Origin of the sequence: Rhodoferax sp. UBA5149 (genome assembly GCF_002413825.1) — a bacterium.
GTDB lineage: Bacteria > Pseudomonadota > Gammaproteobacteria > Burkholderiales > Burkholderiaceae_C > Rhodoferax.
In genome coordinates, this window is sequence record NZ_DHXT01000158.1 from 30,093 (window position 1) to 46,770 (window position 16,678).

The window sequence follows — 16,678 nt, forward strand, 5'->3', positions numbered from 1 at the left end:
GATCTGGGCGTGCACCAGGACGGCCTGGTCCACGTCAGCCAGTTGAGCCACAAGTTTGTGACCGATGCGCGCGAGATCGTCAAAACCGGCGACATCGTCAAGGTGCAGGTGGTCGAAGTGGACGTCGCCCGTAAGCGCATCGCGCTGACCATGAAGCTGGGCGCGGCCCCAAGCCGACGCGACAGCGCGGGCGACAACCGCTTTCAGGGGGTGAGCAATAACCAGCGCGGCAGATCGGACGGGCCGGGCGCCGGCGCGCCATCCAACACCCCGCAATCCACCGCCATGTCGTCGGCGTTTGCCAAACTGAAAGGTACGAACCGTTGATACATAATGTATTGGCCTGGTTCATCAATCAATGGAATATTGCTAACGGAGTTTTGTTGCCATGGAACTGAAAGCCCTGTTGGCACTACAGTTCGTTCTGCCCAGCATTCCGAAGGTGGTCGCGCTCTTGCTCAGTGAGCTCGATCGTGCCGAACCCGATCTGAAAACGATCACCCAGCTCATCAGCACCGATCCGGCGTTGACGACGCGCCTGCTGCAGTTAGCCAACTCGGGGTTTTTCAAGCTGTCGGGCAAGATCAGCAGCGTTTCCGAAGCACTGGCGATTCTGGACCTGGGCCATGTGCGGACCATGGCCGCGGCGGCGGCCTCGGGCGCCTCGCTCCGAGCCGTGCCGGGTATCAACTTGCAGCAGTTCTGGGCCTACAGCCTGAATGTGGCCAAGCTGGCCCGTTCCCTGGCAGGCGTGGTGCGACAGAATCAGCAGGCCGCCTTTACCTGCGGCCTGATCCACGCGGTGGGTGAGCTGGCGATGCACATGGGCATGCCCGAAGAGGTGGCGGCACTGGACCGTGAAGTCCCCCCGCTCAATCTGAACCGCGCCAAGGCCGAAACAAGGCTTTTTGGTTTTTGCTACGCCCAGGCGGGTGCCGGTCTTGCCCGCAAATGGCAGTTTCCGAAACCCATTGTGGAAGCGTTGGAGTATCAGTACGCACCCTTTGAAAATAATGTCTACGAACCGCTGGCGGGCGTCATCCATCTGGCCACCTGGCGGGCCCGCGCCAAAGAGGCGGACCTGACCGAGAATGAATTCGCGGTGACCTTTCCGGGTTCGGTGGGCGAGGTGCTGGCGCTTGACATTGACATGGTGCTGCAGCAAGACCCGATTGACTGGTCGGTCCAGACGCCCGGGCGCAGCCTGCTGTAGCGCCAGCCCATGCGCGCACACTACGTGGCTAACAGGAGTCCGCCGTGACGAACCCTACTTCAGAGCAAGCAGACGGTGCGGGCGCGGACCCCGGCACAGCGGCCGCGGCGCCCGCCGAGCAGCCCCGTGTGTTATTGCAGATGCCGGTGGATGTGCGCAGCGTTTCCCTGGTGGTGCTGGCCACGCTGGCCAGTGTGTTCATGTTGCGCTGGGCCAGCGCCGTGTTCATACCGGTGATGGTCGGGGTGCTGTTCAGCTATGCCCTGTCGCCGGTGGTGGACTGGCTGCAGTTGCGCCGGGTCCCGCGCGCCTTGAGTGCCGCCTTGCTGATTTTGGGCCTCTTGAGTGGCATGGGTGCGACCGTGTATTCGCTGAGCGAGGACGCGAGCAAGCTGGTCGAGCTGCTGCCGGTGGCGGCACAAAAACTGCGCGCCTCGGTTCGCGCCTCGCCCGGCAAGCCGGACAACGCGCTGGTCACGGTGCAAAAGGCCGCTACCCAGCTTGAGCAGGCGGCCGAAGAAACCAGCCGTACCGCGCCGGTGGGCGGTGGCGTGCAACGGGTGCAGATCGAAAAGCCGAAGTTCGACATCAAGGACCATCTGTGGAACGGCAGCATGGGGCTGCTGGGCATGTTGGGCCAGATCGGCATGGTGGCCTTGATTACCTTCTTCCTGATGGCCTCGGGCGACCGTTTCAGGCGCAAATTGGTCAAGCTTGCCGGCCCGACCCTGAGCAAGAAAAGGGTCACGCTGGAGGCGCTCAATCAGATCCACGACCAGATTCAGCGCTACATGCTGGTGCAGCTATTCACCAGTGTCCTGGTGGGCGTGGCCACCTGGTTGTGCTTCCAGGCCATCGGTCTGGAGCATGCGGCGGTATGGGGTGTTGCCGCGGGCGTGCTTGATCTGGTTCCCTACGTCGGCAGCGTGGTCATCACGAGCGGTTCGGCGCTGGTGGGTTTTCTGCAGTTCGGCACGCTGGAGACGGCGCTGCTGGTGGGCGGTGTTTCCCTGGTGATCCACTTCATTGAAGGCTTCCTGCTGACGCCCTGGCTGACCAGCCGCGCCAACAAGATGAATCCGGTGGCGATCTTCGTCGGCGTGCTGGCCTGGGGCTGGCTCTGGGGCGTGTGGGGCCTGTTGCTCGGGGTGCCGATTCTGGTGGTCATCAAGGCCGTTTGCGACCGGGTTGACGACCTCAAGCCGGTCGGCGAATTTCTCGGCGCCTGATGGCAGGTCGACCCGCCATCGCCCGGCTGCTTTTCCCGGCGCTGTTGGGCCTGGTGCTGGGCACCGCCGTGCAGCTGCAGCAGGCGGCCTTGCATGCTTGGCCGGTCTATGTGTGTTTTATGCTGCTAGCCCCCGTTCTATGGGCGCTGGCAGCTACAAAATTTATAGCTAAATACCTGGCAATCGGTTGGCGCATGGTGCTGGCGGCACTAGCCTGTGGCGTGTTGGCTTTCGGTTTGACCGGGCTGCGCGCCTCGGTTTTTCTGAACGATGCGCTGGACGCCGGGCTCGAAGGACGCGACGTGGCGGTCACCGGCGTGATCGCCGCCATGCCTCAGCACAACGAGGCCGGTGTGCGCTTTCGCCTGGAAGTGGAATCGGCGCAGCTGATGGACAAGCCGGTACGCCTGCCGCCCAGCATTTACCTGGGCTGGTATTCCGGTGTGTTCGGTGGCAGTGGCGCCGGTGGGGTCGGCGAACTGCAGCGCCAGCCCGCCGCCATCGAGGCCGGCGAGCGCTGGCAGATGACGCTGCGTCTCAAGGCGCCGCACGGCGGCAGCAATCCGCATGGCTTTGACTACGAGCTGTGGCTGTGGGAGCAGGGCCTGCAGGCCACCGGCTATGTGCGCGCCGGACCCAAAGACCCGCCGCCGCAGCGCCTCGCGCAAACCGGGATGCACCCGGTGGAGCGCGCGCGCCAGCAGGTGCGCGACCGGATTTTTGAGCGGGTGGCCGAGCGCAAGTACGCCGGCCTGATAGCCGCCTTGGTGGTGGGCGACCAGAACGCGATCGACCGCGCCGATTGGGATATTTTCCGCGCCACCGGTGTCGCGCATCTCATGTCCATCTCCGGCCTGCACGTCACCATGTTCGCCTGGCTCGCCGCCCTGGCGGTGGGCTGGTTGTGGCGCCGCTCTGAATACCTTTGCCTGCGGTTGCCAGCACCCAGCGCCGCCTTGGCAGGCGGCGTGCTGCTGGCCACCGCCTATGCGTTTTTTAGCGGCTGGGGCGTGCCCTCGCAGCGCACGGTGCTGATGCTCGCCACCGTGGGCTTGCTGCGCCTGTCGGGCAAGCAGTGGCCTTGGCCGCACGTTTGGTTGCTGGCCTGCGCGGTCGTCGTGGCGATGGACCCGTGGGCGCTGCTGCAGGCCGGGTTCTGGCTCAGCTTTGTCGCGGTCGGCGTCTTGTTTGCTACAGATTCAGGAGCTGATAGCGTAGACAGGACGGGGGCTAGAGGCCATTTCTATTCCATGTTTCGGGAGCAATGGGTGATCACGTTGGCCTTGACGCCGCTCACCCTGTTGCTCTTTGGTCAGGTCTCGGTGGTCGGTCTGGTGGCCAATGCGCTGGCGATTCCGTGGGTCACGCTGGTTGTCACGCCGCTGGCCATGCTGGGCGTGCTGGCCGCACCGCTGTGGGATCTGGCGGCGCTGGCGATTGCCGCCATGGCCTGGTACCTGCAGCTGCTGGCGGCGCTGCCGTTTGCGACGGTCTCTGTCGCACAAGCACCGTTGTGGGCCGGGGCGGCAGGTGTTGTCGGCGGCTTGTTGCTGGCCATGCAGCTGCCCTGGAGCTTGCGGCTCATGGGTCTGCCCCTGATGCTGCCGGTGCTGCTGTGGCAGGCGCCGCGTCCGCTGCAGGGCCAGTTTGAACTGCTGGCCGCCGACATCGGGCAGGGCAACGCCGTCCTGGTGCGCACCGCCCGCCATGTGCTGATGTATGACGCCGGGCCGCGCTTCAGCCGCGAGAGCGATGCCGGCCACCGCGTGCTGGTGCCGCTGCTGCGTGCCCTTGACGCCCCGGTGGACATGCTGATGCTCAGCCACCGCGACAGTGATCACGTGGGCGGCGCGCTGGCCGTGTTGGCGATGCAACCCCAAGCGGTGCTGCTCAGTTCCATCGAAGACGACCATGAACTACAGGCCGTGCGGCGCGCGACGCGCTGTGTGGCGGGGCAGCGCTGGCGCTGGGACGGCGTGGATTTTGAAGTGCTGCACCCGCGTGCGGGCGACTATGACGCTGCCAACAAATCCAACGCCATGAGTTGCACGCTGCGTATTTCCAACGGTGTGCAGTCGGCCTTGCTGGCGGGCGATATCGAACAAGCCCAGGAAGCGCGCCTGGTGGCCGAAGGGGCAAGTCTCAAGGTTGATGTCTTGCTGGTGCCGCATCACGGCAGCAAAACTTCCAGCAGTGCTGCCTTTCTGGACGCCGTGCAGCCACGAATTGCCTTGGTGCAGGCGGGCTACCGCAACCGCTTTGGCCATCCGGCCGAGCCGGTACTGGCGCGCTATGCCGAGCGCCATATTCGCGTGGTCGATTCGCCCCACTGTGGTGCAGCCACCTGGCAGTCGGCTCATCCGTTAGATGTCAAATGCCAGCGCACCGAAGGCTTGCGCTATTGGCACCATCGTGTGCCCTCGTGATTGTCCCTTGGAAAAACCCCAGAGACCCAGAATTCCCAGTGTCAAGATGAGGCTTCCCTCTTTCGCCCAGCGAGGCGCGAGAGGGGTTGGAACGTGAGTGGGAGGAAAAACACCAATCCCGGTTGGCGCAAAGCTTGCTAAGCTAGAAGCAGGAGAGAAATTCTTTATGCAGAAATTCGACGAGATGTACACCCAGCTGCCCTACGAGTTTTTCACGCATGGCGCGCAGATTCGTGATCACTACAAAATCTATGACGAATGGCTGGCCCAGCAGCCCGGCGACATGATGGCCAAGCGCCGCGAAGAGGCCGAGATGATCTTTCGCCGGGTCGGCATCACCTTTGCCGTTTACGGGGAGAAAGACGAGGAAGGCGCCGGTAACGAGCGACTCATCCCCTTCGATTTGATTCCGCGCATCATTCCGGTTCATGAGTGGGCTTTTCTGGAGCGTGGCCTGGTGCAGCGTGTCACGGCGCTCAATCGTTTCCTCCATGACGTCTATCACGAGCAGGAAATCATCAAGGCCGGGGTCGTGCCGCGCGAGCAAATTGAAAACAACGCCCAGTTCCGCCCCGAGATGATGGGCGTGGACGTGCCCAACAACATTTACTCGCACATCGCCGGCATCGACATCGTGCGTGCGTCCAATGCCAAGGGCGAAGGCGAGTACTACGTGCTGGAAGACAACGTGCGCGTGCCCAGCGGCGTGAGCTACATGCTGGAAGACCGCAAGATGATGATGCGGCTGTTCCCCGAGCTGTTCAACGCGCACCGCGTCGCGCCGATTGCGCATTACCCCGACCTGCTGCTGGAGACGCTGCGCGCCAGCAGCCCGGCCACCACGGCGGAGCCCACGGTGGTGGTGCTGACGCCCGGCATGCACAACAGCGCCTATTTTGAGCATGCGTTTTTGGCGCAGCAAATGGGCGTCGAGCTGGTGGAAGGGCAAGACCTGTTCGTCAAAGACAAATTTGTCTACATGCGCACCACGCGCGGCCCCAAGCGTGTGGACGTGATCTACCGCCGGGTGGACGATGATTTTCTGGACCCCAAGGTGTTTCGCCCCAAGTCAACCCTGGGTTGCGCGGGCCTGCTGGACGTCTACCGTGCTGGCCACGTGACGATCTGCAATGCGGTCGGCACCGGCGTGGCCGATGACAAGTCGATCTACCCCTATGTGCCGAAGATGATCGAGTTCTACCTCGGTGAACAGCCCATCCTCAACAACGTGCCCACCTATATGTGCCGCAACCAGGATGACCTGGCCTACACCCTGGCCAACCTGAAAGACCTGGTGGTGAAAGAAGTGCATGGCGCCGGCGGCTACGGCATGCTGGTGGGACCGGCGGCGACGAAGGCAGAGATCGAGGACTTCCGCAAAGCCGTGCTGGCCAATCCGGGGGGTTATATTGCGCAGCCCACGCTCAGCCTGTCGAGCTGCCCCACCTTTGTCGAGAGCGGCATTGCGCCGCGTCATATCGACCTGCGGCCTTACGTGTTGAGTGGCAAGACGGTGCAGATGGTGCCGGGCGGTTTGACGCGCGTGGCGCTCAAAGAAGGCTCGCTGGTCGTCAATTCGTCACAAGGCGGGGGCACCAAAGATACCTGGATTTTGGAGAACGACACGACATCTGCCAAGCGAATGCAGTCCCAACCCCAGTCATCCTGAACACAAGGAGATTTTCATGCTGTCACGTACCGCCGATCACCTTTTCTGGATGTCCCGCTACACCGAGCGGGCCGAGAACACCGCGCGCATGCTGGATGTGAATTACCAGACTTCGCTGCTGCCGCAATCCGACGCGGTCGCGCTGGCGGGCTGGCAGGGTTTGCTCAGCATCAGCGAGCTCGCGCCCAGCTACAAGGCGCTTCACGGCGATGTCAAGGCGCGCCATGTGATGGACTTCATGGTGAAGGACGAGAGCAATCCGTCCAGCATCGTGTCGTGTCTGGGCGCCGCGCGCGAAAACGCACGGGCCGTGCGCGGCACCCTGACCACCGAAGTCTGGGAGACCCAAAACACCACCTGGCTGGAAGTCAAGCGCATGATCAGTTGCGGCGAGTTTGAGCGCGACCCGGGGCAATTTTTTGAATGGGTCAAGTTCCGCTCGCACCTCTCACGGGGCGTGACCGTGGGCACCATGCTGATGGACGAAGCGCTGCACTTCATGCGCCTGGGCACTTTTCTGGAGCGTGCCGACAACACGGCGCGTCTGGTGGACGTGAAATTTCATGCCGTGAAGAGAGACTTTTTCGGCGCCGCCAGCGAGAAAGACCAAGAGTACGACTTCTACCACTGGAGCGCCATTTTGCGCAGCGTGTCGGGCTTCGAGATCTATCGCAAGGTGTACCGGGATGTCATCAAGCCCGAGCGCGTGGCCGAGCTGCTGATTCTGCGCCCCGACATGCCGCGCTCCTTGCATGCCAGCATGAACGAGGTGGTCAACAACCTCGGGCTGGTGACCAATGACCTGTCGGGCGAAACCCATCGGCGTGCCGGCAAACTGTGCGCGGAGCTCAAGTTCGGGCGCATCGATGAAATTCTGGCCACCGGGCTGCATGCCTATCTCACGCAGTTTCTGGACCGGGTGAACGATCTGGGTGTCCACATCAGCCGCGATTTCCTGATTCCCACCGCCGCCTGAGGGCACGCATGACCGCTGGACCGAGGCCTTGCACCCGGTCTTTGATCTAGACGCGGACCAGCAATTTGCCGAGGTTTTTCCCGTCGAACAGCATGTTGAGCGCCTGCGGCAATTGCTCGAAGCCGTCGACGAATGTTTCTTCAAAAACGATGTCCCGGTTTTTCACCCACGGCTCCACCGTGGCGCGCATTTCGTCCATGCGGTGCGCAAAGTCGCGCGCCAGAATGCCCTGGATGGTGGCGCGCTGAAACAGCATGTGTTGCAGAAAACGCGGGCCCAGGTCGGGCCGGTCCAGGCCGCCATCGTATTGGCTGATGGTGCCGCAAATGACGATGCGGGCGCGCCGCTTGATCAGCGGGATGACGGCATCGGTCACCATGCCGCCCACATTGTCGAAATAAATGTCCACGCCGCCGCTTTGCCGCTGCAGTTCTTCGGCCAGCGCCTCGGTGCTGGTAAAAGCGCGGTAATCCACGGCGCCATCGAGCTTCAGGGTGTTGATCAGGTAGCTGCATTTGGCGGCACCGCCGGCAATGCCGATCACGCGACAACCGGCACGCTTGCCGAATTGAGCCACCAGCGAGCCCACGGCGCCGGCCGCGCCCGACACCACCAGCGTGTCGCCTGGTCGCGGTCGGCCCGCGTCCATCAGGCCGAACCAGGCGGTGCGTCCGGGCATGCCCAACACGCCCAGCGCGGTGCTCACCGGTGCGGTTTGCGGATTGATGAGCTGCAGGTCGTTGGCGTGGCATTTGTCAAAAAGTTGCCAGCCGCTGGCGCTCAGCACCCAATCGTCCGCCCGGAAGCGCTCGCTGGCTGACGCCACCACCTGGCCGACCACCCCTGAGCGCTGCACAATGCCCAGCGGATGCGGCACATCGTAGGTGTTGCGCTCATGCTGCTGGATACGCATGTAGGGGTCCACGCTGATGTAGCGCGCACGCACGATGACCTCGTTGGTCGACAGTGTTGTATCCAGCGCGCTTTCGCGCAGGTCGTAGTGTTCCGCGCTGACCCGGTCCTGCGGGCGCTTGACGTAAAACCATTGGCGGTTGAGCAGCGTTGCGTTTGACATGTTCATTCTTTCGGGAGTTGGTGGACGTGATTGCGCGCGTTTGGAGAAGGGCGTGCAGCGTGTTCAGCGATTCATTTCTGCCGCAACGGCCTGGCCCAACTCAATCACCGCCAGGGCGTAGTAGCTGCTCCAGTTGTAGCGCGTGATGGCATAGAAGTTCTCGGTGCCGGCCACGTAGCTGGGCGGCGCGTCCCCATTTTGCAACTCCACCAGCGCCAGCGGGCCCGGGTGTTGCAGGGCTGGGCCTTCCAGCACCGCCCCATTGGCCACGAAGCTGGCGACGCTGAAGGTGGGCAGGATGTCGGGCGCCAGCAGCGCGTCTTTGTCGAGCTTGGCCGTATCAAAGCTCACCGGGAAATGGGTGGGCATGCCGCGCTGCCAGTTGAAGGCCTTGAAATAATTGGCGACCGAACCAATCACATCGGCCGGGCTGTTGAACAGGTCAACCCGGCCGTCGCCGTCAAAATCAATCGCATATTTCACCCAAGCGGACGGCATGAACTGGGCCATGCCCATGGCCCCGGCGAAGCTGCCATGCAGCGTCAGCGGGTCGACGCTGGTGCGGTGGGTCAGGCTTAAATACTGTTCCAGCTCGCCTTTGAAAAACTCGCTGCGCTCTTTGGCGCGCGGGTGGTTGGCCGGAAAATCAAAGGCCAGGGTGGTGAGCGCGTCGATCACCCGAAAGCTGCCCATTTGCTGGCCGTAAATGGTTTCCACGCCGATGATGCCGACGATGATCTCGGCTGGCACGCCGGTTTCGCTTTCAGCCCGCGCCAGCGTCTCGCGGTTGTCCTGCCAGAATTTGACCCCGGCGTTGATGCGAACCGGGTCAATGAAACGGCTGCGGTAGACGCGCCAGTTCTTGAGCGTGCCGACCGGGGGCGGCTGGATGAACTTGGCCACCTGCGGCAAGTAGTGGGCCTGGCCGATGGCTTGGCGTACCCAGTCACGGTCCAGATCGCGGCGCGCCGCCATGTCGTCGGCGGCCTGCATGGCATCCGCGCGCTCGGCGTAGGCCGGGCCGGGCAGGGCCGGTTGGCGGGCGGCGACGACTTTCTTCTTAATGCTTTTCGTGGCCTGAGCCCCCGTCGACATTGCGCAGGCAGCTATAAAAAATATAGCAAATGAGAGAAATTTGAAAGTCACGTCGGCCACACCAGTTGTTTGAGTTCGCGTTGCAGTGTAGCGAGACCAGTGCGCTGGGCGCCGGGCGGCGCATAGCGCTGCACTTCGAGGCGCAGCAGCCAGTCGCGAATCGCCAGTGCCGCGGGGTTTTTCGGGCCGAACTGCTGGGCCAACTGCTCCGCCATCGCGCGCGGCGGGCTGTTCGGCGCGACGTTGACACCGGCTTTTTGCAGACGCGCCGCGGCCGTCGCCAGCAGGCGCAGCCAGGGGTCATGCCGGCTGCGTTCCCATAGGGTCCAGGCCGCGCCGCCCAGGCTGGCCAGCACCACGATCGCAATCAAGAGGTAGATCAGGTCCTCCCAGCTGGGCGACTCGAAGCCGATGTCCTTCAACAAATTGAGCTGTTTGCCCTGCGTGTAGTTCAGTACCGATTGATTCCAGCGGTTGTTGACGGCGTCCCACAAGGTGCGCAGACTCAGGGCCAGCCCAGGGCTGACATTGCTCAGGACGCTGGTGATCACGCTGGTCGGCGCCTGCAGGCGCTGCGGGGCACTGATGCGCCCGGGTGCCACGGCCGAGGTTGGGTCCACCCGCACCCAGCCGCGCCCGCTAAGCCAGACCTCGGCCCAGGCGTGGGCGTCGCTCTGGCGCACGGTCCAGAAACCGTCCACGGTGTTTTTTTCACCGCCCTGGTAGCCGGTGACGATGCGGGCGGGTACATCGAGCGCACGCATCAGGATCACGAAGCTCGACGCAATGTGTTCGCAAAAACCCTCTTTGCGGTCGAACCAGAACTCGTCGGCCGTGTGCTGGCCGTAGACGCCGGGGTCCAGCGTGTAGCTGTAGCCACCGGTGCGCAGACGCGCCAGCACGGCGCCCACCAGTTGCGCGCCGTCGGCTCTCACATTGCGCGGGTCGCGCCGCAGCTCGGCGGCCAGTTGCAGCGTGCGCGGGTTGAAGCCGGCGGGCAGCTCCAGATAGTCTTGCAGGCCGGCCACCTGGCTTGGCGGGCCGTGACGGAAGTCGGGGTAGCTCCGGGCGGTGTAGCGCACCAGGTCGGTAATCGGGCGGTCCGCCAGCCATTGCAGCTCGGGCGTCATGCTGGCGTCAAAGCCGCTTAATACGGGCTTGGTCGGGGTGGCGTCCAGCAGCAATAACCACGGCCGGTTGTTGGGCTCCAGCGTCACCTGGTAGTTGACGGGTAACCCCTGCACCTGCAGATTGGCCGGCGGCTGCATGCGGGCCGGGAAGCCCGAGCGCAGCGGCCGCCAGTTGCGGCCGTCGAAGGTGGACAGCACCGGTCCGCGAAAGTACAGCTCGGACTGCGGCGGCGCCGCGCCGTCAAAGCGGATGCGCAGGGCGATGCTGTCGTCCAGCGCCAGGCTGGCAATGTTGCCCACCTGCATGCTGGCGGACAAGCCACTGCGCCCGCTCATGCCGTCGCTCGGGATGCCCCACAGCGGCGCCATCCGCGGAAACAACACAAACAGCACGGCCATGATGGGGGCGCCCAGCAGCGCCATCCAGCCGGCGGTTTTGGCGGCCTGCGCCAAGGGCGGTTTCCCGACCGGCATGTGGGCGTTGACCAACGCCGTGAGCAGGCCCAGCAGCGCGATCAGCATGGCCGCTGCGGTGAGCAGCGATTGCGAGAAGAAGAAGTTGGTCAGCAGGGTGAAGAAGCTGAGGAAAAACACCACGAAGGCATCCCGTTTGGCCCGCAGCTCCAGTGTTTTCAAGGCCAGCAAGACCACGATCAGGGTGATGCCGGCGTCGCGTCCGAGCAATGTTTTGTGCGTGAACCAGGTAGCGGCCATCGTCAGCACCAGCAAGCCCAGCAGCCACCAGCGGGAGGGCAGCGGCCGCACCGTGACGGCCAGCCAGCCGCGCCACAACAGCACGCCGGCGGCCAGCAAACTGCACCACAGTGGCAGATAGCCGACCTGAGGCATCACCACCCAGGCGATCACCAGCAGCAGGAACAGGGTGTCGCGGCTGTCACGGGGGAGTTGGTTGAGGCGCTTCAACATGGTGGCTTCTCTGTTGACTTATAGGCGCGCAGCGAAGCCGGGTCTCGCCCCGGCGGGCGACTCACTTTTCTTGCTTCGCCAAGAAAAGTAAGCAAAAGAAGGCGAGCCCAACGTCAGGGCCGCTTCGCGGTGCCTTGCGCTGCTCGCGTCAAGCGGGGTCGGGCTAAACTCGCTGCGCTCAGACAACGCCCGCGCTGATCCGCTTGCCGCTGTGCTGCTCAGCCCTGCCTCAATGGGCGATGGCAGAACAGCCGAAGAACCGAATACGCGCGGCCGCGCGTATTCGGTGTGTTCTGTCTCCGGTATTAAAGCCGTTATGAGGAGGCGAGTAGCGCAGGCCTGGGCGGATAAGGGCTGGCGTTGTCTGAGCGCAGCGAGTTTAGCCAGACCCCGACCGGGCCGAGCAACGCAGCTTACCGGCGCAAAGCGCCGGGCGACGAATCCGGCTCGCCTTTTCTTTGGTGACTTTCTTTTGGCGAAGCAAAAGAAAGTTACTGCGCTGTCGGGCGCACATCCCGACATGCCGCGCCTGCCAGTGCGACTCCCACCCCGCCATGACTCGCCCAAAACACTCAACATAAAGCCAGCGCTTCCAGACAGTGCCGTTTGTGCACTTCACCGCAGCTGGGCTTGATGTCCTGGCCGCCCAAGCGCAAACCGTAATCCAGCCCCAGCTTCTCGGCCTGCAGCACCCAGGCACACAAGCGCGACAGCTGTTGCTCCGGGTGCGAAGTGCCGCAGTGCTGCCGGTCCAGCCACAACTCAACGCGTTGCACCTGGCTGGCGTCGCGGCTGACCAGTTCGTCGGCCTTGGCGGCCTTCTTCCAGACCACCAGCTTCAGCGGGTCGCCGCGGCGGTAGGCGCGTACGCCGTCGTATTCGCCGCTGACGTGCTGGTGCGCGGCGGCGGCACCGCCGGCGCGCGGTTCACCCGGTGGCAAAGGCGGCGCAGAAGATTCGGGTGCCGGGTACACCAGCACTTGGGCAGCGGGCCGCCACGCGGTCCAGACCCGAAACGTGCCCAGCGGAAAACGCGTTTCAGCCGTCAGCGCCGGCACCCGGTGCAGGCCGCGCCGCTCCGGCTTGAAGGCGATGTGCACGGTCGCGCTGCCCTGCGCCGGTAGGTCGGTCCAGACCCAGTGGTCCGACCCCAACACCGCCAGACCAATGCCGTGCCGGATGCTGCGCCTTTGACTCTGGAGGTTTATGGTAATTGTGGCGCTAGCCCCCGTGAATATTGCATCGGGCGCTATCAAATTCATAGTAATGCCACGCAGGGTGCCGTGGCACACATACATGCCCACGACGGCGCTGCCGCCCAGCAAAAAGGTCAGCAGGTAGCCCAGGTTGAGCTGGTAGTTGATCGACGTGACCAGCAGCAGCAATAGCGTGGCGCCCAGCATGAAACCGGGGCGGGTCGGCAGGATGTAGACGTTGCGCTGGGTCAGGGTGACGACGTCGCGCAAGGGCAGCCGCGTCACGAACCAGCGCTGGAACCGGTTCACGGCAGCGGTACGGCGTCAAGCATGGCGCGCACCTGTTCGACCGATCCGCGACCCGCGTCCCCGACCGGAATCAGGCGGTGGGCTATGGTTTGCGGCAGGATGGCCTGCACGTCGTCCGGTGCTACATAGTCGCGCCCACAGAGCAAGGCTTGCGCCTTGGCGGCGCGCACCACGGCAATGCCGGCCCGTGGGCTCAGGCCCATCAGGAACCACTGGCCAGACCGGGTGGCGGTAATCAGGTCCTGTACATAGTCCAGCAGCGGCGCGCTGGCATGAATGTCCAGCACCTGGCGCTGCAGCGCTTGCAACTCCGCCGCGTTCAGCAAGCTGGGCAGGGCATCCAGAATGTCGCGGCGGTCGTGGCCCGCCAGCAGCTCGCGCTCGGCGGCGCGATCCGGGTAGCCGAGCGAGATGCGCATCAAAAACCGGTCCAGCTGCGACTCCGGCAGGGCATAGGTGCCGAGCTGGTCGTGCGGGTTTTGTGTGGCGATGACAAAGAAAGGCGAGGGCAGGGCGCGGGTTTCGCCGTCCACGGTGACCTGCTTCTCTTCCATCGCTTCCAGCAGCGCGCTCTGGGTTTTGGGGCTGGCACGGTTGATCTCATCGGCCAGCAGCACCTGCGCAAACAGCGGCCCCGGGTGGAACACAAAAGCCTCCTTGGCGCGCTCGTAAATCGACACGCCGGTGAGGTCGCTGGGCATCAGGTCGGCGGTGAACTGAACGCGCGAGAACTGCAGGCCAAAGGTTCGGGCCAGCGCGTGGGCCAGCGTGGTCTTGCCAACACCGGGCACGTCTTCAATCAGCAGGTGGCCACCGGCCAGCAGGCACGCCACACAATCTTGCGTTTGGTCAGGCTTGCCAACAATCACCGTGTTAAGCTGATTAACCAGTGATTTAAGTTTTTGTTGTGCATCCATGGCATGACCTTACCAAAAAAATTCAGAGACAGGGCCGCACTGTGACTATGACCGGATACTTTACCCATCGCGATTGCTGGAAACATGAAATGGGCGCGGGGCACCCCGAATGTCCTGAGCGCCTCGATGCCATCGAAGACAGACTTCTGATCTCGGGCCTGGATGTGGCCCTGACCCGGCGCGAGGCGCCCCTAGCCCCGTTGAGCGACATCGAGCTGGCGCACAGCCGCATGTACATCGCTTCACTGCGCGGCCTGAGCGACGGCTTGCGGGAAGAAATCGAGGCCGGAGGCCCAACGCATGCCCAGGTCGACCCGGACACCTCCATCAATGTTCATACATGGGATGCGGCGCTACGCGCGGCCGGTGCTGCACTGGCGGCCACCGATGCCGTGATGGCGGGTGAGATGGAGAATGCTTTTTGTGCCATTCGCCCGCCCGGACACCACGCCTGCCATGACAAGGCGATGGGGTTTTGCTTTTTCAACAATGTGGCGATAGCCGCCAAGTACGCACTGGAGCGCCACGGCTTGAAGCGGGTGGCGATTGTGGACTTTGATGTGCACCACGGCAACGGCACCGAAGACATCGTGGGGGGCGACCAGCGCATTCTCATGGTGAGCTTTTTTCAGCATCCGTTTTATCCCATGGATTGGCCTCATTCCAGTGCCAGCAACCTGGTCAATCTGCCGGTACCGGCCTACACCAAGGGCATGGACATACGGGACCTGATTGAGAGCATCTGGATCCCGCGGCTGGAGGCTTTTCGTCCCGAGATGATATTCATCAGTGCCGGGTTTGACGCGCACCGCGAAGACGACATGGGCCAGATGGGCCTGGTCGAGCAGGACTACGCCTGGATTACCCATCGCGTCAAGGACGTGGCCCGGCGTCATGCCAAGGGTCGCATCGTCTCCTGTCTGGAAGGCGGCTATGCCTTGAGCGCGCTGGGGCGCAGCGTGGAGGCGCATATCCGGGTGCTGGCGGATGTCTGATGCCCGCATTACCGACCTGGATGGCTGGATTGCGGCGCTGGCCCAACCCGCCGCCCTGATGGAGCTGGGGGTGCTGGTCTTGTGTGGCGTCGCCGCCTGGGCTATCGCCGCGCTGGTCTGCCGCGCCATGGGCACGCGTGACAAGACCTCCATCCTGTTTGGCAAGCGCATTGTGGACGGCGTGTTGTTTCCCTTGTTGTGGCTGTGCCTGACTTATGTGGCCCGTGCCCTGCTGGTCGGCCGGGTGACGCTGGCCGTTTTCAAAATAGCGATTCCGGTCCTGATCTCCCTGCTGGTCATTCGTTTGGGGGTCAAGGTGCTGCAGGCGGCGTTCCGTGATACGCCACTGGTGCGCCTGCTGGAGCGAACCATTTCCTGGGTCGCGTGGCTGGCGATGGTGTTGTGGGTCAGCGGGCTGCTGCCGGTGATTCTGGAGGAGCTCGATCAAATCACCTGGAAGGTCGGTGGCGCCACGCTGTCGGTGCGCAACATGCTGGAGGGCACCCTGACGGCGGGTGCCGTGCTGATCTTCACCCTGTGGATTTCATCGGCCATAGAGGCCCGCCTGTTGCGCTCCGCGACCGGCGGCGAGTTGTCCTTGCGCAAGGCGGCGAGCAACGCCACTCGCGCGCTGTTGATGTTCGTCGGCCTGTTGCTGGCGCTGTCGGCGGTGGGTATCAATTTGTCGGCCCTGTCGGTGCTGGGCGGTGCGATTGGCGTGGGTGTCGGTTTTGGCTTGCAAAAGCTGGCGGCCAACTACGTCAGTGGTTTTGTCATTCTGGCCGAGCGCAGCATGCGCATCGGCGACAACGTGCGAGTGGATAATTTTGAGGGCCGCATCACGCAAATCAACGCGCGTTACACCGTCATCCGCTCGGTGACCGGACGCGAGTCCATCGTGCCCAATGAGATGCTGATCACCAGCCGGGTTGAAAACCTGTCGCTGGCCGACACGCGGGTCTGGCAGTCGGCCGTGATTTCCGTGGGATATGACAGTGATGTGGACCTGGTGATGCGCTTGTTGAAACAGGCCACCTTGAACCATGAACGCGTGCTGCACGACCCCGAGCCTTCGGTGGCGCTGTCGAATTTCGGGGTCGACGGTCTGGAGTTCACCGTCGGCTACTGGATTACCGACCCGGAGAACGGGAGCCTCAATCTGAAATCCTTGATCAACCTCGACATTCTCAGATCGTTGCGCGAGAACCATATCGAGATTCCCTATCCGCAGCGTGTCGTGCATACCCGCGCGGCTTGAAGAATCAGGGATTCGTGCAGGTATAATCAAAAAAAGCACGGTCGTACTATTTTGTGTTTTGTTGGCTGATTGTCATGTGAATGACTAGGCTGGCAGGCGACACAGCATAGAATCGTGCGGTTGACGTGCACGTCAATCAGTTTGGCGTCAGCATCAAGTAAATCGCAGAATTCGTAACTATCTGGAGTCGTAGCAATGAAAGTCCTGGTCGCAGTCAAGCGCGTGGTGGACTACAACGTGAAGGTCCGCGTCAAGTCGGACAA

At 63.2% G+C, this 16,678-nt stretch carries 13 protein-coding genes; 8 read left to right on the plus strand and 5 right to left on the minus strand.

What is annotated here, in order from left to right:
• The 6 genes from B3V69_RS13970 to B3V69_RS13995 form a co-directional block, all read left to right on the plus strand.
• Window positions 1–327, plus strand: a 327-nt coding sequence (locus tag B3V69_RS13970; RefSeq protein ID WP_296447511.1) for a S1 RNA-binding domain-containing protein, incomplete at its 5' end; no start/stop codon positions are given.
• A gap of 61 nt (window positions 328–388) precedes the next feature.
• Entirely contained in the window at window positions 389–1,213 is an 825-nt protein-coding gene (locus B3V69_RS13975) for an HDOD domain-containing protein (RefSeq protein WP_296447513.1), read from the plus strand.
• 44 nt (window positions 1,214–1,257) lie between these two features.
• Window positions 1,258–2,442, plus strand: coding sequence for an AI-2E family transporter (locus B3V69_RS13980; protein WP_296447515.1), 1,185 nt, complete (start codon window positions 1,258–1,260; stop codon window positions 2,440–2,442).
• Window positions 2,442–4,868 (plus strand): DNA internalization-related competence protein ComEC/Rec2, encoded by a 2,427-nt coding sequence (locus B3V69_RS13985; RefSeq protein WP_296447517.1) that lies wholly within the window; start codon window positions 2,442–2,444, stop codon window positions 4,866–4,868. Before B3V69_RS13980 ends, B3V69_RS13985 begins: the two co-directional genes overlap by 1 nt.
• Window positions 4,869–5,034: 166 nt before the next feature.
• On the plus strand, window positions 5,035–6,537 hold the full coding sequence (locus B3V69_RS13990) for a circularly permuted type 2 ATP-grasp protein (RefSeq protein ID WP_296447519.1): 1,503 nt from the start codon (window positions 5,035–5,037) through the stop codon (window positions 6,535–6,537).
• A gap of 16 nt (window positions 6,538–6,553) precedes the next feature.
• Window positions 6,554–7,513, plus strand: a complete 960-nt coding sequence (locus tag B3V69_RS13995) for an alpha-E domain-containing protein (protein WP_296447521.1) — start codon at window positions 6,554–6,556, stop codon at window positions 7,511–7,513.
• A gap of 46 nt (window positions 7,514–7,559) precedes the next feature.
• Here the strand turns inward: B3V69_RS13995 and B3V69_RS14000 are convergent, their stop codons facing one another.
• The 5 genes from B3V69_RS14000 to B3V69_RS14020 all read right to left on the minus strand — a co-directional run bounded on the left by B3V69_RS14000 (window position 7,560) and on the right by B3V69_RS14020 (window position 14,162).
• Window positions 7,560–8,588 (minus strand): NADP-dependent oxidoreductase, encoded by a 1,029-nt coding sequence (locus B3V69_RS14000; protein WP_296447523.1) that lies wholly within the window; start codon window positions 8,586–8,588, stop codon window positions 7,560–7,562.
• 63 nt (window positions 8,589–8,651) lie between these two features.
• Window positions 8,652–9,683 (minus strand): lytic murein transglycosylase B, encoded by a 1,032-nt coding sequence (mltB, locus tag B3V69_RS14005; protein ID WP_296447534.1) that lies wholly within the window; start codon window positions 9,681–9,683, stop codon window positions 8,652–8,654.
• Between the two features lie 47 nt (window positions 9,684–9,730).
• Entirely contained in the window at window positions 9,731–11,740 is a 2,010-nt protein-coding gene (locus B3V69_RS14010) for a DUF3488 and transglutaminase-like domain-containing protein (RefSeq protein ID WP_296447524.1), read from the minus strand.
• Between the two features lie 572 nt (window positions 11,741–12,312).
• Entirely contained in the window at window positions 12,313–13,245 is a 933-nt protein-coding gene (locus B3V69_RS14015) for a DUF58 domain-containing protein (RefSeq protein ID WP_296447525.1), read from the minus strand.
• Window positions 13,242–14,162 (minus strand): AAA family ATPase, encoded by a 921-nt coding sequence (locus tag B3V69_RS14020; protein WP_296447526.1) that lies wholly within the window; start codon window positions 14,160–14,162, stop codon window positions 13,242–13,244. The genes B3V69_RS14015 and B3V69_RS14020 overlap by 4 nt, the downstream gene beginning before the upstream one ends.
• Before the next feature lie 41 nt (window positions 14,163–14,203).
• Between B3V69_RS14020 and B3V69_RS14025 the strand changes: the two genes are divergently transcribed.
• A complete protein-coding gene (locus tag B3V69_RS14025; RefSeq protein ID WP_296447528.1) occupies window positions 14,204–15,157 on the plus strand; it encodes a histone deacetylase family protein in 954 nt (317 codons plus the stop codon).
• The gene (locus tag B3V69_RS14030) at window positions 15,150–16,415 is read left to right on the plus strand and encodes a mechanosensitive ion channel family protein (protein WP_296447530.1); all 1,266 of its coding nucleotides are present in this window, start codon (window positions 15,150–15,152) and stop codon (window positions 16,413–16,415) included. Before B3V69_RS14025 ends, B3V69_RS14030 begins: the two co-directional genes overlap by 8 nt.
• The last annotated feature ends 263 nt before the right edge of the window (window positions 16,416–16,678 follow it).